Here is a 26,656-nt window from a genome sequence, read left to right as displayed (position 1 = left end):
TTCAGGCATCCATAAAAGAGGTTTGTGGCAGCGTCACACCCTGCTGCTGCAGTGTCCAGGCGGCGCGCAGCGCCAGCTGTTCGTTAAACGGCGCAGCAATCAGTTGCAGGCCAATCGGTAAGCCGCTGGCGGTGAGCAGCGGTACGCTACACACCGGCAGGCCGAGGAACGAAATCGGCTGCGTGAGCATGCCCATGCTGGCGCGTGTCGGCAAATCCTGACCGTTGATGTGAATGGTTTCCTGGCCGATGGTGGTGGCGGTACAGGGCGTGGCCGGGGCGATCAGCACGTCATAATGGTCGAACAGCGGCAGCACCTGCTGCTGGAAGTGACGGCGGAAACGCTGGGCCTGCACATACCACGCGGCGGGCAGCATCGCGCCAGCCAGCAGGCGTTCGCGTGAATTCGGCTCAAAGCGTTCTGGCTGGGTGCGCAGCGCCGGCAGATAGTGATTGCCGCCTTCCGCGGCGGTCATGATAAACGCGGCCGAGCGCGCCAGTTCGGCCTGGGGCAGCGTCACTTCTTCTGTCGCGCCGAGCGCGCGGGCCGCTACCGCCACCGCCGCGCGCGCCTCATCGCTGCACCAGTCAGCAAAAAAGCCGCCCAGCACCGCGCTGCGCAGCTTTTCGCTGCCAGCAGAGAGCCTGTCACTGACCGGTTCCGCAGGCCGCGCCGCCTGAAACGCATCGCTGGCGTCGCCGCCCTGCAGCGCATCGTAGACCAGACTCAAATCTTCCACCGAGCGGGCAAACGGACCGATGTGGTCGAGGCTGGCGACAAACGGATGGCTGCCGCTGCGCGACAGACGACCAAAGGTGGGTTTCAGGCCGAAAATGCCGCACAGCGAAGCAGGCACGCGAATCGAGCCGTTGGTGTCGGTGCCGAGTGAAAAATGCACCAGCCCGGCGGCGACGGCCGCTGCGGAACCGCCGGACGAGCCGCCGGCCACGCGTGACAGATCGCGCGGGTTGCGGGTGGCACCATAATGGGTGTTCTCGGTGGTAAAGCCGTAAGCGTAGGCATCCATATTCAGCATGCCGGAGAGCAGTGCGCCGCTCTGCTGCAGCTTAGAGACCGCCCACGCATCCTGCTGCGCCACCGGCCGCTCGCTGAACAGGCTGGCGCCGGCAAGCGTGCTGTGACCGGCGACGTCAAACAGGTTTTTTACCGCATAGGGAATGCCAGCCAGCGCCGGCAGCGGCTCGCCGCGCTGACGCTGTTGATTCAGCCGATCGGCTTCCCGCAGCATGCGCTGCGCGGTGACGGCGGTCCAGGCGTTGATGGCCGGGTTATGCTGTTCAATGGCGGCCAGCGTCTGCTGTGCGATGTCGCGCGCGCTGAGATCGCCCTGCGCCAGTGCCTGCTGCAGCTGGCTAATCGATAAGGCTGCCAGCGTCATGGATGAAATACTCCCGCCACTTCCAGGCGATCGTCCAGCGGCAGCGCCATCAGCGGCTGCGCCATTGCGGCGATACGGTTAAACTGCGTCAGCAGCTCGGCGCGGCGCGTGTCGTCCAGCTCCAGCGCCAGAATCTGTTCCATTTGGGCGATATAGGCCGCCCAGTCCGGTTGTGCATTCATGATTGTCTCCGTTAAAAGCCGGCAGCGCTGCCGTTGCTGCGCGGATCAAACGCGCCTTCCAGCATGCCATTGTTGTGTCTGACGATGGCGCCGGCGTGGCCCACCACTTCACTGTATTCAGCCAGCAGTTCGACCTCATGACCGAGCGCGCGCAGCTGCTGCACGGTTTCAGGCGCGATGCGCGCCTCCAGCTTGAGGGAGTCTGAGGATTGTCCCCAGGTGCGGCCAAGCAGCCAGCGCGGTGCGCTGACCGCCTGCTGCAGCGGCTGGCCCTGAATGACATAGCGGGTAAAGATCGCCGCCTGGGTTTGCGGCTGGCCATCACCGCCCATCGAGCCGTACACCAGCGTGCGGCCATCTTTCAGGCGTGCAGCCGCTGGATTGAGCGTATGGAACGGCTGTTTGCCCGGTGCCAGCGTCAGCAGGTGATCCGGCTGCAGGCTGAACGCCGCGCCACGGTTTTGCCAGGTAATACCGGTGCCGGGCAGCACGACGCCGCTGCCAAATTCGTGGTAAATGCTCTGGATAAAGGAGACCGCCAGGCCGCTGCTGTCCATCACTCCCATCCACACGGTATCGCCCGGTCCGCGTCCGGTGCCCCAGGGCGCGGCGCGATCGTCCTGCACCTGCGCGGCCAGCGTGCCGAGATGATCGGCATTCAGCAGCGACTGCACATCAATCGCCATGTGACGCGGATCGGTGATGTGTTGATCGCGCAGGGCAAAGGCCTGTTTAGTGGCTTCAACGATGCGGTGCACTGTCTGCGCTTCACTGGCGTCGGTCATCGCCAGACGATCGGTGATCCCGAGGATCGCCAGCGATACCAGCCCCTGCGTTGGCGGCGTCATGTTCCAGATATCGCCTTCGCTGTGCGCGAGGTGCAGCGGCGTGCAGCGCCGGGCGCGCTGCCGGTGTAAATCGTCCAGCGTAATCGGCATGCCGAGCGCGCCCATTTCGCGTGCCAGATGGTGCGCCAGCTCACCGCGATAAAAGCTCTCCAGCCCTTGCTCGCTCAGCACGCTCAGCGTCTGTGCCAGTGCCGGCTGGGTAAAACGACTGCCGGCGGCGGGCGGTGCGCCATCAGGCAGAAAGGTGGCAGCAAAACCGGGCTGATGTTGCAGCTCATGCTGTTTTGCCGCCGTCGCTGCCGCCTGGGAGGCGGTGACCGGAATGCCATCGGCCGCATAGCGAATCGCATCGCGCAGCAAACGGCTCAGCGGCAGCGGCGTTGCGCCCAGCTCCTGCGCCAGCGTCAGCGCTTCCTGCCAGCCGCTGACGGTGCCGGCGACCGTCAGTGCCGCTTTAGGGCCGCGATGCGGGATATGGCTTTCGCCGTGGTAGAAGTCGGGGTGCGCCAGCGAGCCGGCAGCACCGCTGGCATCGATGGCAACCGGATCACCGCTGGGTGGCACCACCAGCCAGAAGCCGTCGCCGCCAAGGCCATTCATGTGCGGATAGACCACCGCGATGGTCGCCGCGGCCGCCACCATCGCTTCCAGCGCGTTGCCGCCTTCACGCAGTACCGCCAGTGCGCTTTCACTGGCAAGGTGATGCGGCGTCACCGCCATGCCCATCGGGGCCATATTGCTCTGAATCATAGTGAACTGTTCCCGGATTATTCTTTTGTAGCGGCGCGGTTTATCGCGCTGGATAGGGAAAACAAGCGCAACAAATTGCGCCGCTACCAGTCTGTACCAATGGTAAAGCAAGAGCCGTTCCAGTTTTGGTGTTACGCCAGCCTGGATCGATTTATGCTAGCTTGTGATGAAACGAAAGTTACAGGACCGATGATGAAACAGCTCGATGAACGCCTTCGCAGTCACTATCCGCAACTGTCGCCGCAGGAGCAGCGCATTGCTGACTTTGTGTTTGACCATTTTGATGATCTGATTAGCTATAACAGCGCTGAGCTGGCGCGGCTTAGCGGCGTATCAAAGGCCACGGTAAGCCGGCTGTTCAAACGCCTCGGCTATGAAAAATACAAAGACATGCGTGACGAACTGCGCACCCTGCGCCAGAGCGGAATGCCGCTGACCGATAACCGCGACGCGGTGCAGGGCAACACGCTGTTGTCGCGTCATTACAAGCAGGAGATGGCGAACCTGACGCAGTGGGTCAACAGCATTGACGCCCGGCAGTTTAGCGAGGTGATTGCTGCGCTGGGTGCCGCACGGCGGGTGTTTATCATTGGGATGCGCAACGCTTATCCGGTGGCGCTGCACCTGCGTCAGCAGCTACTGCAGGCGCGCGCTCAGGTGCAGGTGTTGCCGCAGCCAGGCCAGACGCTGGGCGAAGAGCTGGTGGACATGACGCCGGAAGATGTGGTGGTGGTAATGGCGTTTCGCCGCCGGCCACGCATCATTCGTCCACTGATGCAGCAGCTGCAGCAGAGCGGCATCCCGGTACTGGTGCTGTGCGAACCGCAGGCGCAGGGCATTCTCACCCTGGCGCGCTGGCAGCTGTGCGCACCGCTCGACAGCGTTTCCGCCTTTGACAGCTACGCCTCGGCAATGAGCCTGATCAACCTGCTGGCCAACGCGCTACTGCACGAAATGCTGTCGCAGGGGCGTCAGCGCATCCATCAGATTGCCGATCTTTACCAGCAGCTTGACGAGCTGGAACACCGCTAAAGGGCACCGTTTTGGTGCTTTGCACCTTTTTTGATCGCGTCTGCTAACGGGGTGATCCCCGTTATGATGCGCCCACAACCGCCTTAAATCCTCCGCTTAGCCGCTGCGTTTGCTGCCCGTTGTGGTTGGCACATTAGTTGCAAATCAATTTACCAAGAATCTTTTGTTTCACCATTAACTCACCGGGGTGCATAATGAACAAAGTATTACTGGCAGTAGCAGGAGCAGCATTGCTGCTGGCGCAGGCAGGCAGCGCCATGGCCGATCAGCTGCAGGATATCCAGAAGCGTGGCGTGATTCGCGTGGCGGTGCCGCAGGACTTCCCGCCGTTTGGCTCGGTTGGTACCGATCTGCAGCCGCAGGGCTATGACATCGACATGGCGAAATACCTCGCGAAGCAGATGAAACTGAAGTTGCAGCTGGTGCCGGTGACCAGCGCCAACCGCGTGCCGTATCTGCAGACCGACAAGGTCGACCTGGTGATCTCCAGCATGGGCAAAAACGCCGAGCGCGAAAAAGTGATCGACTTCAGCCGCGCCTACGCACCGTTCTTCCTCGGCGTGTTCGGCCCGAAAGGCGAGACGCTGAAAGATGCGGCGGCGCTGAGCGGTAAATCGATTGGCGTGACGCGCGGTGCGGTAGAGGACATGGTACTGAGTGATGTTGCTCCGAAAGATGCTCAGGTGAAGCGCTACGAAGATAACAACACCACGCTGTCCGCCTATCTCTCCGGTCAGGTGCAGTATGTCGCTACCGGTAACCTGGTGGTCGCGGCGATTGCGCGCCAGAACGCGGAAAAAGCCCCGGTGCCGCAGTTTATGCTGAAAGATTCACCGTGCTTTATCGGCCTGAAAAAGAATGAGCCAGCGCTGAAAGAGAAAGTGAACGCACTGATTGAGCAGGGTATTAAAGACGGCACGCTGAACAAGCTGTCGGAAGAGTGGCTGAAAGCGCCGCTGCCTGCCAACCTCGGCGCATAACAGGAACGGCCAATGATTGGGCAACTTAACTTTGCAGATCTCTGGCCGCACTGGCCAGAGCTGCTGGCCGGACTGTGGGTCACGGTGCAGCTTACGGTGCTGGCAACGGTGGGCGGTGTCGGACTGGGTATTCTCGGCGCGGCGCTGCGCAGCGGCAAACCGGGCTGGGCCAGCCGCCTGTGGGGCATCTACGTCGAGCTGATTCGCAACACGCCGTTTGTGGTACAGCTGTTTTTTATCGTGTTTGGTCTGCCTAATCTCGGGCTGAAACTGACGGCCGGTGAAGCGGCGCTGCTGGCGATGCTGATTAACCTTGGCGCCTATAGCACTGAAATCATCCGTGCCGGTATCCAGGTCACGCCGCGCGGGCAGTGGGAAGCGGGGCGCGTGCTCGGGCTGAGCCGCACGCAAACCTTCATCCGCGTGGTGCTGCCGCCCTCGCTGCAGCGCATTTATCCGGCGCTGGTCAGCCAGTGCATCATTGTGATGCTCGGCTCGTCGGTGGTGTCGCAGGTCTCGTATGAAGAGCTGACGTTTGCCGCCAACCTGATTCAGTCGCGCACCTTTTTGAGTTTTGAAGTTTATCTGGTGACCACGCTGATCTATCTGGCGTTGTCGATTGCCATGCGTCAGCTGCTGCTGGCGCTGGGTCGCAAATGGTTTGGAGCGCAGCCGGCATGACAACGTTTACTGACTGGGACATCCTGCGCAACCTGCTGCTGGCGGCGCGCTGGACGATTTTGCTGTCGCTGGTGGCCTTTTTCGGCGGCACGCTGGTGACACTGCCGCTGCTGTTTCTGCGTCTGCTGCAGCGTCGCTGGCTCACCCGCCTGATTCGCTGTTATACCGAGCTGTTTCAGGGCACGCCGCTGCTGATGCAGCTGTTTCTGGCCTTCTTCGGCGTTGGCCTGTTCGGCATCGATGTCGCGCCCTGGACCGCAGCGTCGCTGGCGCTGACGCTGTATACCAGCGCGTTTTTACTGGATATCTGGTACGGCAGCATTCGCGCGCTGCCAAAAGGGCAGTGGGAAGCGTCGCGCTGCCTCGGCCTGAACTTTGGCCAGACGCTGTATCGCGTGGTGGCACCGCAGGCTATCCGCATCGCCATCGCGCCGACCGTTGGCTTTGCCGTGCAGGTGATCAAGGGCACCGCGCTGGCGTCGATTATCGGCTTTGTCGAGCTGACCAAAGCCGGCACCATTCTCAACAATGTGACGTATCAGCCCTTCAAGGTGTTTGGCCTGGTGGCGCTCGGTTACTTCCTGATGTGTTATCCGCTGTCGCGTTACAGCCAGTACCTGGAGAAAAAATTCAATGCCGCTCATCACCATTAATCAGGTCCAGAAGTACTACGGTGATAACCACGTACTGAAAGGGGTCGATCTGGATATCGACAACGGCGAAGTGATCTCCATCATTGGCCGCAGCGGCTCCGGTAAAAGTACATTGCTGCGCTGCATGAACGGGCTGGAAGGCTATCAGGAAGGCAGCATTAAACTGGGCGGCATGACGATTACCGATCGTGAATCGCAGGCGCGTGAAATCAGCCGCTCGGTGGGCATGGTGTTTCAGAACTTTAACCTGTTTCCGCACATGACCGCGCTGGAAAACGTGATGCTGGCACCGCGCCGCGTGCTGAAAAAGAGCGAGGCGGAGTGCCGCACGCTGGCTACGCAGATGCTGGAAAAAGTCGGGCTCGGCGAACGCCTCAATTACTACCCGGCCAACCTGTCGGGCGGTCAGCAGCAGCGCGTGGCGATTGCCCGTGCACTGGCGATGCAGCCAAAAGTTTTACTCTGTGACGAAATCACCTCGGCGCTCGATCCGGAGCTGGTGGGTGAAGTACTGAAAGTGCTGGAGCAGCTGGCCGCCGAAGGCATGACGCTGATTCTCGTCACCCATGAAATGAACTTCGCCCGCGACGTGGGCGACCGCGTGGTGTTTATGCATCAGGGACGCGTGTGGGAGCAGGGTGACAGCAAAACGCTGTTTGCAAACCCACAAACCGCCGAGCTGAAGCAGTTTATTTCGACCGTGCGTCTGTAACCGAACAATAAGGAACCCCTCATGGATATCAGCCAGTTCTCGCAAATCAATCCGCCACAGCGTCTGCTGATGGGACCGGGCCCGATCAACGCCGACCCGCGCGTGCTGCGCGCCATGTCGAGCCAGCTGCTTGGGCAGTACGATCCGGCGATGACGCACTATATGAACGAGGTGATGGCGCTGTATCGTGGCGTATTCCGCACTGAAAACCGCTGGACCCTGCTGATTGATGGCACCTCACGCGCCGGTATCGAAGCCATCCTGCTGTCGGCGATTCGTCCGGGCGATAAAGTGCTGGTGCCGGTGTTCGGCCGCTTCGGCCATCTGCTGTGCGAAATCGCCCGTCGCTGCCGCGCGGAAGTCCATACCATCGAGGTGCCGTGGGGCGAGGTATTTACCCCGGATCAGATCGAAGATGCGATCAAAAAAGTCAAACCGCGCCTGCTGCTGACGGTGCAGGGCGATACCTCAACCACCATGCTGCAACCGCTGGAGCAGCTCGGTGCCATTTGTCGCCAGTACGGCGTGCTGTTGTACACCGATGCCACCGCATCGCTGGGCGGCAACCCGCTGGAAACCGATGCCTGGGGGCTGGATGCGGTCTCTGCCGGGATGCAGAAATGCCTCGGTGGTCCGTCCGGCACCTCGCCGATCACCCTGAGCCCGCAAATGGAAGCGGTGATCCGTCAGCGTAAGTGCGTGGAGCAGGGCATCCGTACCGACGCACATCAGGATGGCGTCGACGAGATGATCTACTCCAACTACTTCGATCTCGGCATGATCATGGATTACTGGGGGCCGGAGCGGCTCAACCATCATACCGAAGCCACCTCGGCGCTGTTTGGCGCACGCGAATGTGCCCGTCTGATCCTGCAGGAAGGGCTGGATAACGGCATTGCGCGTCACAAGCTGCACGGTGATGCGCTGCTGAAAGGCATTCAGGGCATGGGGCTGGAAACCTTTGGCGATCTCAGACACAAGATGAATAACGTACTTGGCGTGGTGATCCCGCAGGGCATCAACGGTGACCAGGTACGCAAATTGATGCTGGACGATTTCGGCATTGAGATTGGCACCTCGTTCGGTCCGCTGCACGGCAAAGTGTGGCGCATCGGCACCATGGGCTACAACGCGCGCAAAGATTGCGTGATGCTGACGCTGAGCGCGCTGGAGTCCGTGCTGAATCACGTCGGTTTCCGCACCACTCAGGGCGCGGCGCTGCAGGCTGCCTGGGACCACTACGGGAGCCACGCATGAGTCATAGCCTGATGAGCGCCGGTGAGGCGCAGTCAGCGGCGGCGCGGGTGATGGCGCGCTGTGACGCGCTGGCAGCAATCAGTGAAAGCGAAGAGGGGCTGACCCGCGTCTATCTGTCGCCGGAGCAGGTGCGCGCCAACGCGCGCGTTGCTGAGTGGATGCAGGCGGCAGGTATGCACACCTGGCAGGATGCGGTCGGCAATATCTGCGGTCGCTATGAAGCGGCGGAGCCGGGCGCACCGGCGCTGCTGCTCGGCTCGCACCTCGATACCGTGCGCAACGCCGGACGTTACGACGGCATGCTGGGCGTGCTCAGCGCCATCGAAACCGTGCAGTGGCTGCACGACCATCAGCAGCGCCTGCCGCTGGCGATTGAAATTGTCGGCTTCGGCGATGAAGAGGGCACGCGCTTTGGCATCACGCTGCTTGGCAGCCGCGGCCTCACCGGCAGCTGGCCGGAGAGCTGGGTGTCACATCCGGACGGTAACGGTATTACGGTGGCGCAGGCGATGCAGGACCTCGGCCTGGACGCGGCGCTGATCCCGCAGGCGGCACGTGAGGTGAGCGACATTGTGGCTTATCTCGAACTGCACATTGAGCAGGGACCGTGTCTGGAACAGGACGATTTGGCGCTTGGTGTGGTGACAGCGATTAACGGCGCGCGCCGTCTTAACTGCCGCTTTGTCGGGGAGGCCGGTCATGCCGGCACGGTGCCGATGACGCACCGCAAAGACGCGCTGGCAGCAGCTGCAGAGTGGATGGTGTTTGTGGAACAGGCCACGCAGGATCAGGATCCGCAGCTGGTGGCAACGGTGGGCACGCTGAGCTGTCTGCCGGGCGCCGTTAACGTTATCCCCGGCGACGTGCAGCTGTCGCTGGACGTGCGCGGACCGCAGGATGAACCGCTGGAACGTCTGCTTTCCAGCCTGCTGACCCAGGCGGAAGCCATCGCGCTGCGGCGCGGGCTCAGCTTCAGCGCTAACGAGTACTATCGCATCGCGGCCACCGCCTGTGATATGCGGCTGCAGCAGGCGCTGAGCCATGCGGTAGAAACCGTACAGGGGCGCAGTCTGGCGCTGCCGAGCGGAGCCGGTCACGACGCGATCGCGATGGCTGAGCGCTGGCCGGTGGGCATGCTGTTTGTGCGCAACCATCGCGGTATCAGCCATCATCCGGCGGAATCGGTGCAGGTGGCCGATGTGGCGCTCGGCGTGCAGGCCTATCTGCAGGCGGTGTGCGATCTGGCGCGCAGCTAAAGGAGCCGCGAAATGGATCTGAACGATTTTAATCAGGCGAGCGTCGCGCAGGCGCAGGCGGCGATTGCCCATTGCGTGGCGATTCCCGCCTGGCAGCAGGCGCTGGTGGCGGCGCGGCCGTTCGCCAGCCTGACGGCGCTGTACACCACGGCGCAACAGCTGGCGCTGGCGTGGCAGGGCGACGCCTTGCAACAGGCGCTGAGCGCCCATCCGCGCATCGGCGAAAAAGCGCAGGGCGCGGGTAAAGAGGCCGCGCTGTCGCAGCAGGAACAGGCAGCGATGCAGCAGGCTAACGGTGCGCTGCAGCTGGCGATGCTGGCCGGTAATGAGCGCTATGAGCAGCGCTTCGGCCGGGTGTTTCTGATTCGCGCCAAAGGGCGCAGCGGTGAACAGATGCTGGCGGAATTGCAGCGCAGGCTCAACAATGATGAAGAGACCGAGCAGCAGGAAGCGCTGGCGCAGCTGCGGGAAATTACCCTGTTACGGCTTAAGGAGAGCATTACATGAGCACCATCACCACCCATATTCTCGACACCGCGCTGGGCAAACCGGCGATTGGCGTCGCGATGTCGCTGGAGCAGAACAGCCCTGAGGGCTGGCTGCCAGTGGCCGAGGGCGAAACCGACAGCGACGGGCGCATCAAAGATCTCACGCCTGAACCGCTGGCGCCGGGCCACTATCGCTTAACCGCGGAGATCGGTGACTATTTCGCCGCCGACGGGCGTGATGCGCTGTATGTGAGCGCGCAGATTGATTTTGTGATTGGCTCCGCCGGCAGCCATTATCACCTGCCGTTCCTCATTTCCCCGTGGTCGTGGTCGACTTACCGCGGAAGTTAATCCAGGTCGCCATCAATGGCGCCCCTGTAAAAATCGTTATGCGGTTCCGTAGGGTGCGCATTCATGCGCACCGGTATAACCCGATCCATCATGAGGTGGACATCTGCGCCCTGAAATTCGTGCTCTCTATCACAAACCTCGCGCTTGAAAGCCAGTAACTATCAAAACCTTCGGTCCATCCAAATATATTCTGCAACACGGTGCGGTTATCTTAACCGGACAACGTGAAGCCAATGGAGCCGAGAAATGAGCACGCCCGAAAATAATGATAATGCAGCCGCCTCAGGAAAATGCCCCTTTCATCATGGAGCATCGGAAGAGAAAAGCGTTTTAGCGCGTGGCGCCGGAAGCGGGACCACCAACCGCGACTGGTGGCCAAACATGCTGCGCGTCGATCTGTTAAACCAGCATTCCAGCCGTTCTAACCCCCTCAGTGACACTTTCAACTACCGTGAAGAGTTCAGCAAGCTGGATTACGCCGCGCTGAAAGCCGACATTCGTGCGCTGCTGACCGACTCGCAATCCTGGTGGCCTGCCGACTGGGGCAGCTACATCGGGTTGTTCATTCGTATGGCGTGGCACAGCGCCGGTACTTATCGCACCATCGACGGGCGCGGCGGTTCCGGGCGTGGTCAGCAGCGCTTTGCGCCGCTTAACTCCTGGCCGGATAACGTCAGCCTCGACAAAGCGCGGCGTCTGCTGTGGCCGGTGAAACAGAAGTATGGCCAGAAAATCTCCTGGGCCGATCTCTACATTCTTGCCGGTAACGTGTCGCTGGAAAACGCCGGCTTCCGTACCTTTGGCTTTGGTGCCGGTCGTGAAGATGTCTGGGAACCGGACATGGACGTGGACTGGGGACATGAGACCGAATGGCTGGCGCACCGCCATCCGGAAAGCCTGGCAAACGCGCCGCTGGGTGCGACGGAAATGGGCCTGATCTACGTGAACCCGGAAGGTCCGGAAGCCAGCGGCGATCCGCGCTCGGCGGCCCCGGCGATTCGCGCTACCTTCGGCAACATGGGCATGAACGATGAAGAGATCGTCGCGCTGATTGCCGGCGGTCACACGCTGGGTAAAACGCACGGTGCCGCTGCGGCCAGCCACGTGGGCGTCGATCCGGAAGCCTCGCCGCTGGAAGCGCAGGGTCTGGGCTGGCACAGCAGCTACGGCAGCGGTGCCGGTGCCGATGCCATCACTTCCGGTCTGGAAGTGGTATGGACGCAAACCCCAACGCAGTGGAGCAACTACTTCTTCGAGAACCTGTTCAAATATGAGTGGGTACAAACGCACAGCCCGGCGGGCGCGATTCAGTTCGAAGCGGTTGATGCCGAAGCGATTATCCCGGATCCGTTCGATCCAGAGAAAAAACGCAAGCCGACCATGCTGGTCACCGACCTGACGCTGCGCTTCGATCCGGAGTTCGGGAAGATTTCGCGTCGTTTCCTCAACGATCCGCAGGCGTTCAACGAAGCCTTCGCCCGTGCCTGGTTTAAACTGACGCACCGCGATATGGGTCCAAAAGCGCGCTACCTCGGTCCGGAAGTGCCGAAGGAAGATCTGCTGTGGCAGGATCCGTTACCGCAGGCCACGCATCAGCCGACGCCGGATGACATCACCGATCTGAAAGCGAAAATTGCCGCTTCGGGTCTGAGCGTCAGCCAGCTGGTCTCTGCGGCCTGGGCGTCTGCTTCCACCTTCCGTGGCGGCGATAAACGCGGCGGGGCAAACGGTGCCCGTCTGGCGCTGGCGCCGCAGAACGGCTGGGCGGTCAACGCCAGTGTCACCCGCGATGTGCTGCCAGTGCTGCAGAAGATTCAGCAGGAGTCAGGTAAAGCGTCGCTGGCGGATGTGATTGTGCTGGCGGGCAGCGTCGGGATTGAGCAGGCGGCAGCAGCGGCAGGTGTCGCGGTGCAGGTGCCGTTCACGCCGGGCCGCGTGGATGCGCGTCAGGACCAGACGGATGTCGAGTCATTCAACGTACTGCAGCCGCTGGCCGATGGTTTCCGTAACTATCGCCGCGTGCAGGGCGGTTCTTCCACCGAAACCCTGCTGCTGGACAAAGCGCAACAGCTGACGCTGAGCGCGCCAGAGCTGACGGTACTGCTGGGTGGTCTGCGCGTGCTGGGCACCAACTTCGACGGCAGCGCGCACGGCGTGTTTACCGATCGCGTGGGCGTTCTGAGCAACGACTTCTTCATCAATCTGCTGGATATGCGCACCGCATGGCGCGCCACCGATGAGAGCGCTGAGCTGTTCGAAGGCCGCGATCGTCAGAGCGGAGAAGTGAAGTACAGCGCCACCCGCGCCGATCTGGTGTTTGGTTCTAACGCCATCCTGCGCGCGCTGGCGGAAGTTTACGCCAGCAGCGATGCGAAGCAGAAGTTCGTTAACGACTTCGTGGCCGCCTGGACCAAAGTGATGAACCTCGACCGGTTTGATCTGTAAGCAACTGACGTGAATAACGCGAACCCCGGCCTGGCCGGGGTTTTTTATTACTTCAGCGTATATTCATCGGCGTCGCGCCAGGCCGGGAAGCGTTCGCGATAGTCCTGCAGCGCCTCCAGTGATAACTCGGCGTCGAGGCGCGCGCGGGCGAAGGGTTCAGCGGCCGCGAGGATCTCACCCTGCGGCGAGATGATCCGGCTGTCGCCGCTGTATTGATGCTGATTGCCGTCACTGCCGACGCGGTTACACCCGGCTACATAGGCCTGATTCTCAATGGCGCGCGCCAGCAGCAGCGCCTGCCAGTGCAGCGCGCGCGGTGCCGGCCAGTTGGCGACGTACAGCGCCAGATCGTAATCATTCTGGTTGCGCGAAAACACCGGGAAGCGCAGGTCGTAGCAAATCTGCGGCAGAATACGCCAGCCGCGCCAGTGGAACACCTTGCGCGTTTCACCGGGCACATAGTGCTGGTGCTCACTGGCCATGCGGAACAGATGGCGTTTGTCGTACTGGTGCAGCGTGCCGTCGGGCTCCACCAGCAGGAAACGGTTTACCGCGCCCTGGTCGCTCTGAATCGCCGCGCTGCCGCCGACCAGAGCATTCAGGGCTTTGGCATGACCGTGCAGCCACGCCACTACCTGATCCTGCGGCAGCGAACTGGCCGCCGCCTCCATGGCGAAGCCGGTGGTAAACATCTCCGGCAGCAGGATGACATCGCGGCCCGTCAAGCCCTGCAATACCTCATCAAAATGGCGCAGGTTGGCCGCGCCATCCATCCAGCTCAGGGTTTCCTGTAATACGGTAAGTTTTAAAGCTGACATAAACGCTCCGCAGCGGCGTCGAGCGTCGCTTCCTGTTTAGCAAAGCACAGGCGAATGAGCTTGTGTGGGAAAGGGTCCGCGCAGAACACCGACAGCGGAATCGCCGCCACGCCTACTTCGCGGGTTAACCACTGGCAGAAACTGACATCATCCAAATCGGAAATGGCGCTGTAATCCACCAGCAGGAAATAGGTGCCGGCGCACGGCAGTACCTTAAACCGGCTGGCGGCCAGCGCCTGCATCAGACGGTCACGCCGGGCGCGGTAGAAGGCCGGCAGCTCATCAATATGTTCCGGCTGCTGGCGCAGCATATCGGCAATCGCCAGCTGCGCCGGGGTATTCACTGAAAAGGTGAGATACTGATGCACTTTGCGGATTTCGGCGCTGATCGCCGCCGGAGCGATGCAGTAACCCACTTTCCAGCCGGTCATATGAAAGGTTTTGCCGAAGGATGAGACTGCGATAGCGCGCTGACGCAGGTCGGTATGTGCCAGCACGCTGGCATGGCCCTGCTCATCAAAACAGATATGCTCATAGACTTCATCGCTGAGCACATAAATTTCCTGTCCGGCGATCGCCTGCCACAGCGCGGCGTAGTCGCTGGCGTGCCACACGGTGGCGGACGGATTATGCGGCGTGTTGACGATCACCAGCCGGGTGCGCGCGCTGAGCAGGCTGCTGAAGGCCAGCCAGTCGACCTGAAAAGCGGGCGGCTGCAGCGCGATGCGTTTCAGCACGCCGCCAGCCAGCTGAACCGCCGGCGCATAGCTGTCGTAGCTGGGATCAAAGCAGATCACCTCGTCGCCCGGCCGCACCAGCGCGGTGATCGCAGCATACAGCGCTTCGGTCGCGCCCGCCGTCACGGTGATGTCGCTGTTGATATCCGGCCGATGACCGTACATGTCTGCGGTTTTATCGGCGATCGCCTCGCGCAGCGGCAGGGTGCCAATCATCGGCGCGTACTGGTTGGCGCCTTCGCTGACGTGATGTGCCAGGCGCTGCTGCAAATAGCGCGGGCCGTCAAAATCGGGAAAGCCCTGTGACAGATTGATGGCGTTGTGCTGGGCGGCGAGGGCGCTCATTTGGGTAAAAATGGTGGTGCCGAGCGCCGGTAGTTTGCTCTCGGGGATCAGGTTGGGCTGCGTCATCATCGGGTGCCTTAAGCGCGAATGTCGTTGCGGAGTAACCTTGTGCTGCAGCCACTATAAACAGGATGTTAACACTTGGCAATCGAGACGCTTAGACGTCTAAACGTGGCTGGCACAGACGCTGAGTGCGCTTATCCGCTGCCGCAGGCCATAAAAAAAGCCTCCGGCTGGAGGCTTTTTACGATTACGCCGCTTCGCTGGGGCGGGCGCTCGGTTTGGGTTTGCTGTCCGGTTTGGCCACCGCCAGCGCCTCGGGCGCAAAATCATCCACGTTAATGGCCTTCAGCCGGCTGGCTTCGGCCCGCGTCAGCACCTTCGCTTCACTCTCGTCAATCCAGCCTTCTTTCAGCGCGCGCTGGGCCAGCGCATCCAGCCGGGTGAAGGAGAAGTGTTTTTTCTGCTGCTGACACAGACGATCGTGAATCACTTCTGCTGCCATCACATCCTGCAGCGCCTGCTCCAGCTGACCGGCCGGGTTGTGCTCACTCGGCGTCAGATACTGGCCGCGGCCCAGACGGGTGCGGGTTGCGGACGGCAGCTGCAGCATTTTGGCCAGCTTATGATCCAGCTTATCGGACGGTGCCGGGCAGTGTTTGCCGCCGGCGAAAATCACCAGCCGCAGCGCGCCCGCAACCAGGCGATTCGGGAAGTTGCGCAGCAGATCGTCCATCGCCACTTCCGCCTGATGCAGCGCATCCTGCACGCCCCAGTGCACCAGCGGCAGATCCACCTCGTTGCGGCCTTCATCGTCATAGCGTTTCAGCGTGGCGGATGCCAGATACATCTGACTCAGCACATCGCCGAGGCGTGCCGAAATACGTTCGCGACGTTTCAGGCTGCCGCCCAGCACCGCCATCGACACATCCGACAGCAGCGCAAGGTTGGCGCTCAGGCGATTCAGCTGCTGATAGTAGCGGCGGGTCGCGTCACGGGTTGGCGTAGCGCTGGTGCGGCCGCCGGTCAGGCCAAGCCACAGGCTGCGCACTTTATTGCTGCCGACGTGGCCGATATGGCTGAACAGCGCGCGGTCAAAGGCGACGAGATCGTTCTTCGCGGCGGCGTTCATCTCTTCCAGCACCCACGGGTGGCAGCGGATTGCGCCCTGGCCAAAGATAATCATGCTGCGCGTCAGGATGTTCGCGCCCTCAACGGTGATGGCGATCGGGGCGCCCTGATAGGCACGCGCCAGGAAGTTGTTCTCGCCAAGCATGATGCCTTTACCGCCGGCGATATCCATTGCATCAATGATGGCGCGCTGGCCGCGATGGGTGCAGTGGTATTTGACAATCGCTGACAGCACCGCCGGTTTTTCGCCCAGCATAATGCCGCTGGTGATCAGCGTCGCCGCCGCGTCCATCACGTAAGCGTTACCGGCGATGCGCGCCAGCGGCTCCTCAATCCCTTCCATTTTACCGATAGAGACTTTGAACTGGCGGCGAATGTGCGCGTAGGCACCGGTCGCCAGCGCCAGGCTTTTCAGGCTGCCGGTAGCGTTAGACGGCAGAGTAATGCCGCGTCCTACCGACAGGCACTCAACCAGCATGCGCCAGCCCTGACCGGCCATCGCCGGACCGCCGATGATGTAATCGATCGGCACAAAGATATCTTTGCCGCGCGTCGGCCCGTTCTGGAACGGCACGTTCAGCGGGAAGTGACGTCTGCCAATCTCAACGCCTGGCGTATGGGTCGGGATCAGCGCACAGGTAATACCCAGCTCTTCGGTTTCGCCCAGCAGATGATCGGGGTCGGAGAGCTTAAAGGCGAGGCCGAGCACGGTGGCAATCGGCGCCAGGGTAATGTAGCGCTTGTTCCAGGTCAGGCGCATGCCCAGCACCTGCTGGCCCTGCCAGTCGCCCATGCACACCACGCCGGTATCCGGAATGGCGCCGGCGTCGGAGCCCGCTTCCGGGCTGGTCAGCGCAAAGCAGGGGATTTCATCGCCGCGCGCGAGGCGTGGCAGGTAGTGATCTTTCTGCTCATCGGTACCGTAATGCTGCAGCAGTTCACCCGGACCCAGCGAGTTCGGCACGCCGACGGTGATCGCCAGGATCCCGGACACGCCTGCCAGTTTTTGCAGCACACGCGCCTGCGCGTAAGCGGAAAACTCCAGACCGCCGTACTCTTTTTTGATGATCATGGCAAAGAAGCGGTGCTGCTTGAGGTAAGCCCACAGCTCCGGCGGCAGATCGGCCATTTCATGGGTGATTTCGAAGTCGTTAGCCATGCGGCAGGCTTCTTCCACCGGGCCATCCAGAAACGCCTGTTCCTCTTCGGTCAGGCGCGGCTGCGGATAGTTGTGCAGTTTCTGCCAGTCCGGTTTGCCGCGAAACAGATCGCCTTCCCACCAGGTGGTACCGGCGTCGATCGCCTCTTTTTCGGTGCGCGACATCGGCGGCATCACCTTCTGGAAGCTGTGCAGAGCCGGCTTAGAGAACATGCTGCGGCGCATCGCCGGCAGGTTGAAAGGCAGCAGAATAATGGCCAGCGGCAGCAGCAGCCACGGCGTCCACAGGCCGGTGGCGGCCAGTGCCGCGGTCCACAGCAGCACAATCGCACTGCTGAGCCGCAGTGAAACCTGATGGTAGAAGAGGGCGCTAATTAACACCAGCGTCGCGATGATCGAGGCAAGCAACATAATGAACCGCTCCGTAAGTTGTAAGAGGTCTGACCTGTTAGTGATAAGGTTTAGAGCAGCGCACGAAATTTATCAATCTGTTTACATCGCAATTACAACCGAACTCACAAAATCGCGCCGGCAATTGGACGCCAGCGCGGCGTCGCGCTTTTCCCTGCTGCGGGCGCTTTGCGGCTCTGGCCCATTCCGTTAAACTTGCTGGGTCAATTTTCCTCTAAAGGACATCCCTATGTATCAGGACATTATTCGCTCAGAACTCAATGAAGCCGCCGATACGCTCAATAAGTTCCTGAGTGATGAAGCCAACATTCACGCCATTCAGCGCGCAGCCGTGCTGCTGGCCGACAGCTTCAAAGCCGGTGGCAAAGTGCTCTCCTGCGGCAACGGCGGCTCGCACTGCGATGCCATGCACTTCGCTGAGGAGCTGACCGGGCGCTACCGCGAAAATCGTCCTGGCTATCCGGCCATCGCCATTTCGGATGTCAGCCATCTTTCCTGCGTCAGCAACGATTTTGGCTACGACTATGTGTTCTCCCGCTACATCGAGGCGGTCGGGCGCGAGGGCGATGTGCTGCTGGGGCTGTCCACCTCGGGTAACTCGGCCAACATCATCAAAGCCGTAGAAGCCGCGCGCGCCAAAGGCATGAAAGTGATTACCCTGACCGGCAAAGACGGTGGCAAAATGGCCGGTACGGCCGATATCGAAATTCGCGTGCCGCACTTTGGATATGCCGATCGCATTCAGGAGATTCACATCAAAGTGATCCACATCCTGATGCTGTTAATCGAAAAAGAGATGGTTAAGTGATGACGTGCTCCTCCCGCGCCCGCGGGAGGTTCTGATAAGGCGGTTGCTATGTGCGAATTGCTCGGGATGAGCGCCAATGTCCCCACGGATATCTGTTTCAGTTTTACCGGTCTGGTGCAGCGTGGCGGTGGAACCGGGCCGCACAAAGATGGCTGGGGCATCACCTTTTACGAAGATAAAGGCTGCCGCACCTTTAAAGATCCGCTGCCGAGCTACAACTCGCCGATTGCCCGCCTGGTGCAGGAGTATCCGATTAAGTCGCACTCGGTGGTGGCGCATATTCGTCAGGCCAATCGCGGCCAGGTGTCACTGGAAAATACCCATCCGTTTACCCGCGAACTGTGGGGCCGCAACTGGACTTACGCGCATAACGGCCAGCTAAAGGGCTATCGCCAGCTGGAGACCGGGCATTTCCGTCCGGTAGGCGAAACCGACAGCGAAAAGGCGTTTTGCTGGATTCTGCATAAGCTGGCTGAGCGCTATCCGCGCACGCCGGGCAACTGGCCGGCGGTGTTTCGCTATGTGGCGGAACTGGCGACGGAGCTGCGTCAGAAGGGCGTGTTCAATATGCTGCTGTCTGACGGACGCTATCTGATGGCCTTCTGCTCAACCAATCTGTACTGGATTACGCGCCGCGCGCCGTTTGGCAAAGCGAAGCTGCTCGATCAGGATGTGGAGATTGACTTCCTGCAGCAGACGACGCCGAAAGACGTGGTGACGGTGATTGCGACGCAGCCGCTGACCGGTAATGAAACCTGGCACCGCATCGTGCCAGGTGAGTGGGCATTATTTTACCTGGGTGAGCGCCAGGAATGATTTCGACGCCGCTTCCGGCGTGGTCATGACCGGCGTGTTGTTCACCGCATACTGACCGGTTGCCGTCACGTTGACCGTTGGCGGCACGTGGTATTTGGCGAAGTAAGCATAGCCCGGCTGCAGTTCACGCCAGAAGCTGATGTAAGTCGAGTAACGATGACGCTGCATGTTGCTGTCGGTCATGCGGAACGGGAAGATGTTGACCTGCACATCCTGCTGACCGTTACGCAGCGCGGCGTTCACGTAAGTGAAGATCTCATCCATCGATGCGTTGGTCATGGCATAGCAGCCCACGGACACGCAATCGCCGTGAATCATCAGATAGTTACCGTTATAGCCTTTGGCGCGATCGTACTGATTCGGGAATCCGGTATTGATGGCGCGATAAAAACGGCTGTCCGGCTTGAGCTGATTCATCTTCACGTTATAAAAGCCTTCCGGACTTTTAAAATCGCCCTGACGACGTTTCGGCCCGAGGCCGCCGGAGAAGTTACAGATGCGATAGCTGTCCAGCAGACGATATTCATTACCGATTTTGCCGTACAGTTCCAGCGTACGCTCTTCCTTGAAGATCTGAATAAATACTGGTGTACCCAGTAATTGTTTCTTTAACTCTTTGCTCACCGGAGCCAGCGGCTGCATTGGCTCAGGCGTCATTGCCCAGCTCAGGAGCGGCATAAGAATCATCGCAAACAATAATGCGATTCTGCCCATTCTGTGTGTACCTTGAAGTGAAGAGGAACGCTGACGCAGTGCGTCACTGTATTGCATTATCGGAAATATCCGCTACCGCAGCGCAACATTATCATTGTCTGGCGTTTAATCAAGCCGGAGTCCGAGAAAATGGTGCAATCCTAAAGGGAATACGACCACAAATTTGTAAACTTTAATCGCACGCGCCACAAATATTGCCGTTGTTTTTCTCTGCTGTATACTTATCCAGTATCCGGAGGGGCGTATGCGCAAAATCATTCATGTCGATATGGACTGCTTTTTCGCAGCAGTGGAAATGCGCGACGATCCTTCATTACGTGATATCCCGATTGCCATCGGTGGCAGCCGCGTGCAGCGCGGCGTAATCAGCACCGCCAACTATCCGGCGCGGAAATACGGCGTGCGCAGCGCGATGCCAACCGCCACGGCGCTGCGCCTCTGTCCCCACCTGAAACTGCTGCCCGGCCGCTTCGATGCCTATAAAGAAGCTTCGCAGCAGATTCGCGCCATCTTTACCCGCTATACGCCACTGATTGAGCCATTGTCGCTGGATGAAGCCTACCTGGACGTCACCGACAGTGAACACTGCCAGGGATCGGCCACGCTGATGGCGCAGGCGATTCGCGCCGATATTCTGCGTGAAACCGGCCTGACCGCGTCGGCTGGCATTGCGCCGATCAAGTTCCTCGCCAAAATCGCTTCAGACATGAACAAGCCAGATGGTCAGTATGTGATTACGCCGCAGGCGATGCCGGACTTTCTGCTGACGCTGCCGCTGAGCAAGATTCCCGGCGTTGGTAAAGTGGCCACCAAAAAGCTCGAAGAGATGGGGCTGCGCACCTGCGCTGACGTACAACAGGCCGATCTGGCGCAACTGCTGAAGCGCTTTGGAAAATTTGGCCGCGTGCTGTGGGAGCGCAGCAACGGCATCGACGATCGCGAAGTGGTGGTGGAGCGCGAACGCAAATCGCTGGGTGTCGAGCGTACGCTGGGCGAGGACATCCATCACTGGGAGCAGTGCCTGGAAATTATTGATTTTCTCTACGCCGAACTCGATCGCCGTCTAAGCGCGATCCGCCCGGATAAGCAGATTGCACGTCAGGGCGTAAAGCTGAAGTTCAACGATTTCCAGCTCACCACCCAGGAGCATGTCTGGCCGGTGCTGAATAAAGACGACATGATCGCCGTGGCGCGTCAAGCCTGGGACGAACGCCGCGCCGGGCGCGGTGTGCGGCTGGTGGGGCTGCACGTAACGCTGGTAAATCCGCAGCTGGAGCGCCAGCTGGTGCTGGGGTTGTAATGGCTGAGCTGCCGCTGGACGAGAGCTACAGCGCGGTCGCCTGACGCGGCACCGTTACCGTAAATAAAAAATCCTGCCCGGAGGCAGGATTTTTTTTATCGCAACGGCGTTACGCTTTTTCCGGCACCACGTTCAGCAGCGCGGTCAGCAGTTTCCAGTACAGACCGACGCTGTCGATGTGCACCTGCTCGTCCGGCGAGTGTGGACCGGTGATGGTAGGCCCAATCGACACCATGTCCATGTCCGGATACGGTTTTTTGAACAGACCGCACTCCAGACCGGCGTGAATCACCTGAATGTTTGGCGTCTTACCAAACAGCGCTTCATAGGTTTTACGCGTCAGCGCCATGATGGGCGAGTCGGCATCCGGCTGCCAGCCCGGGTAACCGCCTTTCGGCGCGGTTTTCGCCCCGGCCAGCGCACCCAGCGAAGTCAGGGTTTCGACCACCCAATCTTTACCGGTGTCGATCAGGGAGCGAATCAGGCAGATGATCTCGGCGCTGTCCTGCTCCATGGTGACCACGCCGACGTTAAGCGAGGTTTCCACCACGCCTTTCGCCACGTCCGAGTTGCGAATCACACCGTTTGGCGTGCTGTTCAGCAGGTTGATGAAGCGATCGCGGCTGTCTGCGGTCAGCGCCTGGCCCTGATGCGCCAGCGGCTCGCTCAGCACGGCGACGTTCTTCTCTTTACTGCCCAGCTCATTCTGCAGCGTAGCCTGGAAGTGGGCGGCAGCAGACTTCAGCGCATCCACTTTATGGCTGTCGATGGCCAGCGTAGCGAACGCCTCGCGCGGAATCGCATTGCGCAGCGTACCGCCGGTGAACTCAATCAGACGGATATCCAGCTCAGCAGCGTGCACGGCAAGGAAGCGCGCCAGCAGCTTGTTGGCGTTGCCGAGACCGAGGTGAATGTCCGCGCCGGAGTGGCCACCTTTCAAACCTTTCAGCGTCAGCTTAAGGGTTTCAAAACCGGCAGGCACGGCCTCGCGGTTCAGCGGCAGGGTAGTGATAAAGTCGATACCACCGGCGCAGCCCATGTAGATCTCACCTTCCTCTTCCGAGTCGGTGTTGATCAGGATGTCCGCCTGCAGCCAGTTTGGCTGCAGACCAAAGGCGCCGTCCATGCCCGACTCTTCGGTCATGGTCAGCAGCACTTCCAGCGGACCGTGAGTCAGGCTGTTGTCAGCCAGCACCGCCAGCGCAGAGGCCATACCGATACCGTTATCCGCACCCAGCGTGGTGCCGCGCGCTTTCACCCACTCGCCATCAACGTACGGCTGAATCGGGTCTTTGGTGAAGTCGTGTACCGTGTCATTGTTCTTCTGCGGCACCATATCGAGGTGCGCCTGCAGCGCCACCGGAGTACGGTTTTCCATGCCTGCGGTAGCAGGTTTACGAATCAGGATATTGCCGACCTGATCGCGTTCAACCCAGAAACCTTGTTCTTTAGCCCAGCCAACAACGTATTCGGCCAGCGCTTCTTCATGGTAAGAAGGGTGCGGAATCGAGCAGATTTTTGCGAAGATATCCCACAGCGGCTGCGGGGAAAGTTGAGACAATTCAGACACAACGCGTCTCCTGTGTCAGCGCGGCGGACATACCGCTCGCACGCGGGTTTCCAGTGAAAGATCGCCGTCAGCACATCTGACGTGATGGGCCAGAGAATATCACTGTTTCCTGCCGGGTGCGCCATCGGGCGCGCTAAAAACCTGCAACCGATGTGACGGGTGCTGGTTTTTAACGCGTCAGATCCTTATAATCTCGCGCAACCTTTTCCCCCTTGCATATTTTTAAGCCAATCTCATTGGCCGGGATTCCTTTTATGAGCGAAAAATACGTCGTTACCTGGGACATGCTGCAGATTCATGCCCGTAAACTGGCCCAGCGCCTGCTTCCTGTGGAACAGTGGAAAGGCATCATCGCGGTCAGCCGCGGTGGTCTGGTTCCGGCATCGCTGCTGGCGCGTGAACTGGGGATTCGCTACGTCGATACCGTGTGCATCTCCAGCTACGATCACGATCACCAGCGTGAAATGAAAGTGCTGAAGCGCGCAGAAGGCGACGGTGAAGGTTTTGTGGTCATCGACGATCTGGTGGATACCGGCGGTACCGCGCAGGCGATTCGTGATATGTATCCAAAAGCGCGTTTCTGCACCATCTTCGCCAAGCCGGCTGGCCGCGCGCTGGTGGACGACTACATTGTCGATATTCCGCAGAACACCTGGATCGAGCAGCCGTGGGACATGGGCGTGGTGTACATTCCGCCGATTGTAAAAAGCTGATTGATGCAACGCAAACAACGCCCGGTTATGCCGGGCGTTGTGCTTTCTGCGCCTCGCGCCCGTGCGGCGGGTGCAGTACAATCTTAGCCATCTATGCGACTGCCGCAGGAGAAGCTTAAGATGGCCGAGAAAAATCTCAGCGAAGAACTGTTCAAACCCCGCTTCAAACACCCGGAAACCTCCTCGCTGGTGCATCGCCAGCACCACCCGACGGCGCAGGTGCACAATGCCCTGGAAGGCGATACCCAGCGCGGCTGGTATCGCATGCTGAATAAGCTGCTGTGGACGTGGCGCGGCCTGGCACCGCAGGAGATCAGCGAAGTGCTGGCGCGCATTGCCGTCAGTAAGTTTGAACACACCGACGAAACGCTGCTGGACACGGTGATTGGCTATCGCGGCGGCAACTGGAACTATGAGTGGTCGAAGCAGGCGGCGAAGTGGCAGCAGCGTGCAATGCAGAACGCCGATCATGATGAGGCCGGCCAGCAGTGGCTGCATGCCGCCAGTCTGTACAGCCTGGCCGCGTATCCCTACATTAAAGGCGATGAGCTGGCGGATCAGGCGCAGGTGCTGGCGAATCGCGCTTATGAAGAAGCCACCCAGCGCCTGCCCGGCGAGCTGAAATCCCTGACCTTTCCCATCAGCGGCGGCAGTCCGGTCACCGGCTTCCTGCATATGCCGGCGCAGGCCAGCGCGCCGTATCCGACCGTGCTGCTGTGCGGCGGCCTCGACTCGCTGCAGAGCGACCATTACCGGCTGTTTCATGATTATCTGGCACCGCGCGGCATCGCCATGCTGACGCTGGATATGCCGTCGGTGGGTTTCAGCAGCAAATGGACGCTCAATCAGGACACCAGCCAGCTGCATCAGCAGGTGCTGCGCGAGCTGAGCAACGTGCCGTGGATTGATCACACGCGCGTGGCGCTGTTCGGTTACCGCTTTGGCGCCAACGTGGCGACGCGGCTGGCTTACCTTGAGGTGCCGCGTCTGCGCGCGGTGGCGTCGCTCGGGCCGATGGTGCATCACGTGTTTGTCGATGCGCAGCGCCAGCAGCAGCTGCCGGATATGTATATGGACATGCTGGCCAGCCGGCTGGGCATGTCGTCGACCTCCGACAGCAATCTGCGCATCGAGCTCAACCGCTATTCGCTCAAAGTTCAGGGCCTGCTGGGCCGCCGGACGCCGGTGCCGATGCTGGCCGCTTACTGGCCCAACGATCTGTTCAGCCCGGAAGAGGAGGCGCAGCTGATCGTCAACTCCTCGGCGCAGGGCAAGGCGCTGGCGATTCCCGCCACGCCAGTGTTTGCCAGCTTTGACAAGGCGCTCAATCAAATTTGTGACTGGCTGGCAAAACAGTTGCAGCGCTAACTGGCGAAATACGCAGACTCTGCTACAACTTATCTTCGGGAAAATACGTGCGGTGGCGTTTTGCCGCCGCGCTGCGTTTTATACGGTTTATTTGAGGGAGAGAGTTAGCATGACGTTACCGAGTGGTCACCCCCGTAGTCGCCTGCTTAAGCGCTTCACCGAATTGGGGCCGTACATCCGTGAAGGACAGTGTGAAGAGACGCGTTTCTTCTTTGATTGCCTGGCGGCGTGCGTCAACGTCAAACCGGCGCCGGAAAGTCGCGAGTTCTGGGGCTGGTGGATGACGCTGAACGCCTATGAAGATCACTTCACCTACGAATACCACTTCGGCCTGTTTGATAAAGACGGCGACTGGAGCGTGGCCGCGATCAAGGGCAAAGAGAACAATGAGAAAGTGGAGAGCACGCTGCGTAATTTCCACGAGCGCCTGAAAGCCACGCTGCATGAGTTTAAGCTTGATCTCAGGCCCGCGGCGGGGTTCAAAGAAGAGCCGGTTAAACTCAGCGCCTGAACCTGAGTCAGACCAGAATAAGAAAGAGCCGGTGATGAGCCGGCTCTTTTTTTACAGACACAGACAGGGTAATGCTGACGCTTAGAACTGGTAGGTCAGACCGACCGCCACCACGTCATCGCTGTTGATGCCCAGCGGGTTGTTGTCATCCAGCTGGTTGATTTTGTAGTCAACCATGGCCGACATGTTTTTGTTGAAGTAGTACGTCATCGCCACGTCGACATATTTCACGATGTCCGCATCGCCAATGCCTTCAATGTCTTTGCCTTTGCTCTGCACGTAGCCCAGCGATGGACGCAGACCGAAGTCGAACTGATACTGTGCAACCACTTCAAAGTTCTGCGTTTTATTCGCCACGCCGCCGGTGATTGGCGTCATGTTACGGGTTTCAGAGTAGGTCGATGCCAGGTAGATGCTGTTCGCGTCATATTTGATGCCCGCGCCCCAGGCTTCCGCTTTGTCACCACGGCCCAGACGGGTCGCCACGTCCTGCGAGTTGGTACGGTCAGCAGAGGAGATCGCACTCATCAGGCTGACACCGCTATCGCCGAGGGTGTAACCCAGTGACGCACCGTAACCGTCGCCGTTCTGCTTAGGAATCTCTGAACGGCCGTTGGCGCTGGTGGAATCGTTCTTGCCCTGATACTGCACCGCGAAACGCAGGCCATCCACCAGACCGAAGAAATTGCTGTTGCGGTAAGTGGCGACGCCAGAAGTACGGCCCAGCATGTAGGTGTCGGTGTAGGCGCTGTCGCCACCGAATTCTGGTAGCACGTCGGTCCATGCCAGCACATCGTAAACCACGCCGTAGTTACGACCGTAATCAACAGAGCCGTAGTTACCAAACTTCAGACCGGCAAAGCCCAGACGGGTTTTGTTACCGATGTTAGCGTCGGTGTTGGTTTCTGCGCGGTTACCCTGGAACTGATATTCCCACTGACCGTAGCCGGTCATCAGGTCGTTAATCTGCGTCTGCCCTTTGAAGCCCAGACGGATGTAAGTTTTGTCGCCGTCAGCGGCTGCGTTGTCGCTGAAGTAGTGCATGCCTTTCACACGACCGTACAGATCCAGTTTGTTACCGTCTTTGTTATAAACTTCTGCGGCTTGTGCGGTTGAGGCCAGAGCCAGCGCGGAAACGATGAGTGCCAGTGTGCTTTTCTTCATTTTGCTATCAATCCCAATGAGTAAAATTTGTTGTACCCGTGAAAAGGTTTGTAAAAC

At 60.1% G+C, this 26,656-nt stretch carries 25 protein-coding genes; 16 read left to right on the top strand and 9 right to left on the bottom strand.

Annotated elements, in window-relative coordinates:
- Position 1: 1 nt before the first annotated feature.
- Genes E7738_RS10145 through E7738_RS10135 form a run of 3 tightly spaced genes read right to left on the bottom strand, consistent with a single transcriptional unit; the run spans position 2 to position 3,179 of the window.
- Positions 2–1,399 carry an AtzE family amidohydrolase gene (locus E7738_RS10145; RefSeq protein ID WP_394515589.1) on the bottom strand — a complete coding sequence of 466 codons (1,398 nt, stop codon included), beginning with the start codon at positions 1,397–1,399 and terminating at the stop codon, positions 2–4.
- Complete coding sequence (gene hpxX / locus E7738_RS10140; RefSeq protein ID WP_104092603.1) at positions 1,396–1,581, bottom strand: oxalurate catabolism protein HpxX; 186 nt, start codon at positions 1,579–1,581, stop codon at positions 1,396–1,398. The genes E7738_RS10145 and hpxX overlap by 4 nt, the downstream gene beginning before the upstream one ends.
- A gap of 11 nt (positions 1,582–1,592) precedes the next feature.
- Positions 1,593–3,179 (bottom strand): gamma-glutamyltransferase family protein, encoded by a 1,587-nt coding sequence (locus tag E7738_RS10135; protein WP_394515588.1) that lies wholly within the window; start codon positions 3,177–3,179, stop codon positions 1,593–1,595.
- Positions 3,180–3,371: 192 nt separating this feature from the next.
- Here E7738_RS10135 and hpxU point away from each other — a divergent pair, with 192 nt between their 5' ends.
- The 10 genes from hpxU (at position 3,372) to katG (ending at position 13,034) form a co-directional block, all read left to right on the top strand.
- A complete protein-coding gene (hpxU, locus tag E7738_RS10130) occupies positions 3,372–4,211 on the top strand; it encodes a MurR/RpiR family transcriptional regulator HpxU (protein WP_021507298.1) in 840 nt (279 codons plus the stop codon).
- A 194-nt stretch (positions 4,212–4,405) separates the two neighbouring features.
- The gene (locus tag E7738_RS10125) at positions 4,406–5,191 is read left to right on the top strand and encodes a transporter substrate-binding domain-containing protein (RefSeq protein WP_031279673.1); all 786 of its coding nucleotides are present in this window, start codon (positions 4,406–4,408) and stop codon (positions 5,189–5,191) included.
- 12 nt (positions 5,192–5,203) lie between these two features.
- Positions 5,204–5,872, top strand: a complete 669-nt coding sequence (locus E7738_RS10120) for an amino acid ABC transporter permease (RefSeq protein WP_021507296.1) — start codon at positions 5,204–5,206, stop codon at positions 5,870–5,872.
- Positions 5,869–6,525 carry an amino acid ABC transporter permease gene (locus tag E7738_RS10115; protein ID WP_021507295.1) on the top strand — a complete coding sequence of 219 codons (657 nt, stop codon included), beginning with the start codon at positions 5,869–5,871 and terminating at the stop codon, positions 6,523–6,525. The genes E7738_RS10120 and E7738_RS10115 overlap by 4 nt, the downstream gene beginning before the upstream one ends.
- On the top strand, positions 6,506–7,237 hold the full coding sequence (locus E7738_RS10110; protein WP_021507294.1) for an amino acid ABC transporter ATP-binding protein: 732 nt from the start codon (positions 6,506–6,508) through the stop codon (positions 7,235–7,237). The genes E7738_RS10115 and E7738_RS10110 overlap by 20 nt, the downstream gene beginning before the upstream one ends.
- Positions 7,238–7,258: 21 nt before the next feature.
- Entirely contained in the window at positions 7,259–8,494 is a 1,236-nt protein-coding gene (locus E7738_RS10105) for a pyridoxal-phosphate-dependent aminotransferase family protein (protein WP_058781166.1), read from the top strand.
- Positions 8,491–9,750 (top strand): allantoate amidohydrolase, encoded by a 1,260-nt coding sequence (gene hpxK, locus E7738_RS10100; protein WP_394515587.1) that lies wholly within the window; start codon positions 8,491–8,493, stop codon positions 9,748–9,750. The genes E7738_RS10105 and hpxK overlap by 4 nt, the downstream gene beginning before the upstream one ends.
- A 12-nt stretch (positions 9,751–9,762) precedes the next feature.
- Positions 9,763–10,257 (top strand): 2-oxo-4-hydroxy-4-carboxy-5-ureidoimidazoline decarboxylase, encoded by a 495-nt coding sequence (gene uraD, locus E7738_RS10095; protein WP_021507291.1) that lies wholly within the window; start codon positions 9,763–9,765, stop codon positions 10,255–10,257.
- Complete coding sequence (uraH, locus tag E7738_RS10090; protein ID WP_021507290.1) at positions 10,254–10,589, top strand: hydroxyisourate hydrolase; 336 nt, start codon at positions 10,254–10,256, stop codon at positions 10,587–10,589. The genes uraD and uraH overlap by 4 nt, the downstream gene beginning before the upstream one ends.
- 246 nt (positions 10,590–10,835) lie before the next feature.
- Positions 10,836–13,034 (top strand): catalase/peroxidase HPI, encoded by a 2,199-nt coding sequence (gene katG / locus E7738_RS10085; RefSeq protein ID WP_031279672.1) that lies wholly within the window; start codon positions 10,836–10,838, stop codon positions 13,032–13,034.
- 47 nt (positions 13,035–13,081) lie between these two features.
- Here katG and E7738_RS10080 read toward each other — a convergent pair whose 3' ends face one another.
- The 3 genes from E7738_RS10080 to fadE form a co-directional block, all read right to left on the bottom strand.
- Positions 13,082–13,852, bottom strand: a complete 771-nt coding sequence (locus E7738_RS10080) for an amidohydrolase (protein WP_104189157.1) — start codon at positions 13,850–13,852, stop codon at positions 13,082–13,084.
- Entirely contained in the window at positions 13,840–15,000 is a 1,161-nt protein-coding gene (locus tag E7738_RS10075) for a pyridoxal phosphate-dependent aminotransferase (protein WP_394516342.1), read from the bottom strand. The genes E7738_RS10080 and E7738_RS10075 overlap by 13 nt, the downstream gene beginning before the upstream one ends.
- Positions 15,001–15,184: 184 nt before the next feature.
- Positions 15,185–17,635 (bottom strand): acyl-CoA dehydrogenase FadE, encoded by a 2,451-nt coding sequence (gene fadE / locus E7738_RS10070; protein WP_159377485.1) that lies wholly within the window; start codon positions 17,633–17,635, stop codon positions 15,185–15,187.
- A gap of 229 nt (positions 17,636–17,864) precedes the next feature.
- Here fadE and lpcA point away from each other — a divergent pair, with 229 nt between their 5' ends.
- On the top strand, positions 17,865–18,443 hold the full coding sequence (lpcA, locus tag E7738_RS10065; protein WP_021507284.1) for a D-sedoheptulose 7-phosphate isomerase: 579 nt from the start codon (positions 17,865–17,867) through the stop codon (positions 18,441–18,443).
- Between the two features lie 48 nt (positions 18,444–18,491).
- The gene (locus tag E7738_RS10060) at positions 18,492–19,259 is read left to right on the top strand and encodes a class II glutamine amidotransferase (RefSeq protein WP_127833720.1); all 768 of its coding nucleotides are present in this window, start codon (positions 18,492–18,494) and stop codon (positions 19,257–19,259) included.
- Here the strand turns inward: E7738_RS10060 and dpaA are convergent.
- Positions 19,230–19,973 carry a peptidoglycan meso-diaminopimelic acid protein amidase gene (gene dpaA / locus E7738_RS10055; RefSeq protein ID WP_021507282.1) on the bottom strand — a complete coding sequence of 248 codons (744 nt, stop codon included), beginning with the start codon at positions 19,971–19,973 and terminating at the stop codon, positions 19,230–19,232. The genes E7738_RS10060 and dpaA overlap by 30 nt on opposite strands.
- A 244-nt stretch (positions 19,974–20,217) precedes the next feature.
- Between dpaA and dinB the strand changes: the two genes are divergently transcribed.
- A complete protein-coding gene (gene dinB / locus E7738_RS10050) occupies positions 20,218–21,273 on the top strand; it encodes a DNA polymerase IV (protein WP_394515586.1) in 1,056 nt (351 codons plus the stop codon).
- A 109-nt stretch (positions 21,274–21,382) separates the two neighbouring features.
- Here dinB and pepD read toward each other — a convergent pair whose 3' ends face one another.
- Positions 21,383–22,843 (bottom strand): beta-Ala-His dipeptidase, encoded by a 1,461-nt coding sequence (gene pepD / locus E7738_RS10045; protein WP_059011002.1) that lies wholly within the window; start codon positions 22,841–22,843, stop codon positions 21,383–21,385.
- Between the two features lie 254 nt (positions 22,844–23,097).
- On the opposite strand from pepD, the gene gpt reads away from it, so the two are divergent.
- The 3 genes from gpt to crl all read left to right on the top strand — a co-directional run bounded on the left by gpt (position 23,098) and on the right by crl (position 25,435).
- Positions 23,098–23,556, top strand: coding sequence for a xanthine phosphoribosyltransferase (gpt, locus tag E7738_RS10040; protein ID WP_021507279.1), 459 nt, complete (start codon positions 23,098–23,100; stop codon positions 23,554–23,556).
- Positions 23,557–23,676: 120 nt separating this feature from the next.
- Positions 23,677–24,924 (top strand): esterase FrsA, encoded by a 1,248-nt coding sequence (frsA, locus tag E7738_RS10035; RefSeq protein ID WP_394515585.1) that lies wholly within the window; start codon positions 23,677–23,679, stop codon positions 24,922–24,924.
- Between the two features lie 109 nt (positions 24,925–25,033).
- Entirely contained in the window at positions 25,034–25,435 is a 402-nt protein-coding gene (gene crl, locus E7738_RS10030) for a sigma factor-binding protein Crl (protein ID WP_021313042.1), read from the top strand.
- Positions 25,436–25,516: 81 nt separating this feature from the next.
- Here the strand turns inward: crl and ompC are convergent, their stop codons facing one another.
- Positions 25,517–26,599: a porin OmpC gene (gene ompC, locus E7738_RS10025; RefSeq protein ID WP_021507277.1), complete on the bottom strand. Its 1,083-nt coding sequence runs from the start codon at positions 26,597–26,599 to the stop codon at positions 25,517–25,519.
- Positions 26,600–26,656 lie beyond the last annotated feature (57 nt).

The organism is Pantoea sp. SGAir0430 (genome assembly GCF_043549295.1).
This window is presented reverse-complemented; position numbering and strand designations above follow the sequence as displayed.

What these genes read in the sequence shown, in the direction of transcription:
- E7738_RS10115 (WP_021507295.1), top strand. Translation starts at nt 5,869, where the DNA reads ATGACAACGTTTACTGACTGGGACATCCTGCGCAACCTGCTGCTGGCG.
- E7738_RS10145 (WP_394515589.1), bottom strand. Translation starts at nt 1,399, where the DNA reads ATGACGCTGGCAGCCTTATCGATTAGCCAGCTGCAGCAGGCACTGGCG.
- uraD (WP_021507291.1), top strand. Translation starts at nt 9,763, where the DNA reads ATGGATCTGAACGATTTTAATCAGGCGAGCGTCGCGCAGGCGCAGGCG.
- ompC (WP_021507277.1), bottom strand. Translation starts at nt 26,599, where the DNA reads ATGAAGAAAAGCACACTGGCACTCATCGTTTCCGCGCTGGCTCTGGCC.
- dpaA (WP_021507282.1), bottom strand. Translation starts at nt 19,973, where the DNA reads ATGGGCAGAATCGCATTATTGTTTGCGATGATTCTTATGCCGCTCCTG.
- E7738_RS10120 (WP_021507296.1), top strand. Translation starts at nt 5,204, where the DNA reads ATGATTGGGCAACTTAACTTTGCAGATCTCTGGCCGCACTGGCCAGAG.
- hpxX (WP_104092603.1), bottom strand. Translation starts at nt 1,581, where the DNA reads ATGAATGCACAACCGGACTGGGCGGCCTATATCGCCCAAATGGAACAG.
- crl (WP_021313042.1), top strand. Translation starts at nt 25,034, where the DNA reads ATGACGTTACCGAGTGGTCACCCCCGTAGTCGCCTGCTTAAGCGCTTC.
- E7738_RS10105 (WP_058781166.1), top strand. Translation starts at nt 7,259, where the DNA reads ATGGATATCAGCCAGTTCTCGCAAATCAATCCGCCACAGCGTCTGCTG.
- frsA (WP_394515585.1), top strand. Translation starts at nt 23,677, where the DNA reads ATGGCCGAGAAAAATCTCAGCGAAGAACTGTTCAAACCCCGCTTCAAA.
- katG (WP_031279672.1), top strand. Translation starts at nt 10,836, where the DNA reads ATGAGCACGCCCGAAAATAATGATAATGCAGCCGCCTCAGGAAAATGC.
- E7738_RS10080 (WP_104189157.1), bottom strand. Translation starts at nt 13,852, where the DNA reads ATGTCAGCTTTAAAACTTACCGTATTACAGGAAACCCTGAGCTGGATG.
- E7738_RS10125 (WP_031279673.1), top strand. Translation starts at nt 4,406, where the DNA reads ATGAACAAAGTATTACTGGCAGTAGCAGGAGCAGCATTGCTGCTGGCG.
- fadE (WP_159377485.1), bottom strand. Translation starts at nt 17,635, where the DNA reads ATGTTGCTTGCCTCGATCATCGCGACGCTGGTGTTAATTAGCGCCCTC.
- hpxK (WP_394515587.1), top strand. Translation starts at nt 8,491, where the DNA reads ATGAGTCATAGCCTGATGAGCGCCGGTGAGGCGCAGTCAGCGGCGGCG.
- E7738_RS10135 (WP_394515588.1), bottom strand. Translation starts at nt 3,179, where the DNA reads ATGATTCAGAGCAATATGGCCCCGATGGGCATGGCGGTGACGCCGCAT.
- E7738_RS10075 (WP_394516342.1), bottom strand. Translation starts at nt 15,000, where the DNA reads ATGACGCAGCCCAACCTGATCCCCGAGAGCAAACTACCGGCGCTCGGC.
- gpt (WP_021507279.1), top strand. Translation starts at nt 23,098, where the DNA reads ATGAGCGAAAAATACGTCGTTACCTGGGACATGCTGCAGATTCATGCC.
- hpxU (WP_021507298.1), top strand. Translation starts at nt 3,372, where the DNA reads ATGAAACAGCTCGATGAACGCCTTCGCAGTCACTATCCGCAACTGTCG.
- E7738_RS10110 (WP_021507294.1), top strand. Translation starts at nt 6,506, where the DNA reads ATGCCGCTCATCACCATTAATCAGGTCCAGAAGTACTACGGTGATAAC.
- lpcA (WP_021507284.1), top strand. Translation starts at nt 17,865, where the DNA reads ATGTATCAGGACATTATTCGCTCAGAACTCAATGAAGCCGCCGATACG.
- dinB (WP_394515586.1), top strand. Translation starts at nt 20,218, where the DNA reads ATGCGCAAAATCATTCATGTCGATATGGACTGCTTTTTCGCAGCAGTG.
- E7738_RS10060 (WP_127833720.1), top strand. Translation starts at nt 18,492, where the DNA reads ATGTGCGAATTGCTCGGGATGAGCGCCAATGTCCCCACGGATATCTGT.
- uraH (WP_021507290.1), top strand. Translation starts at nt 10,254, where the DNA reads ATGAGCACCATCACCACCCATATTCTCGACACCGCGCTGGGCAAACCG.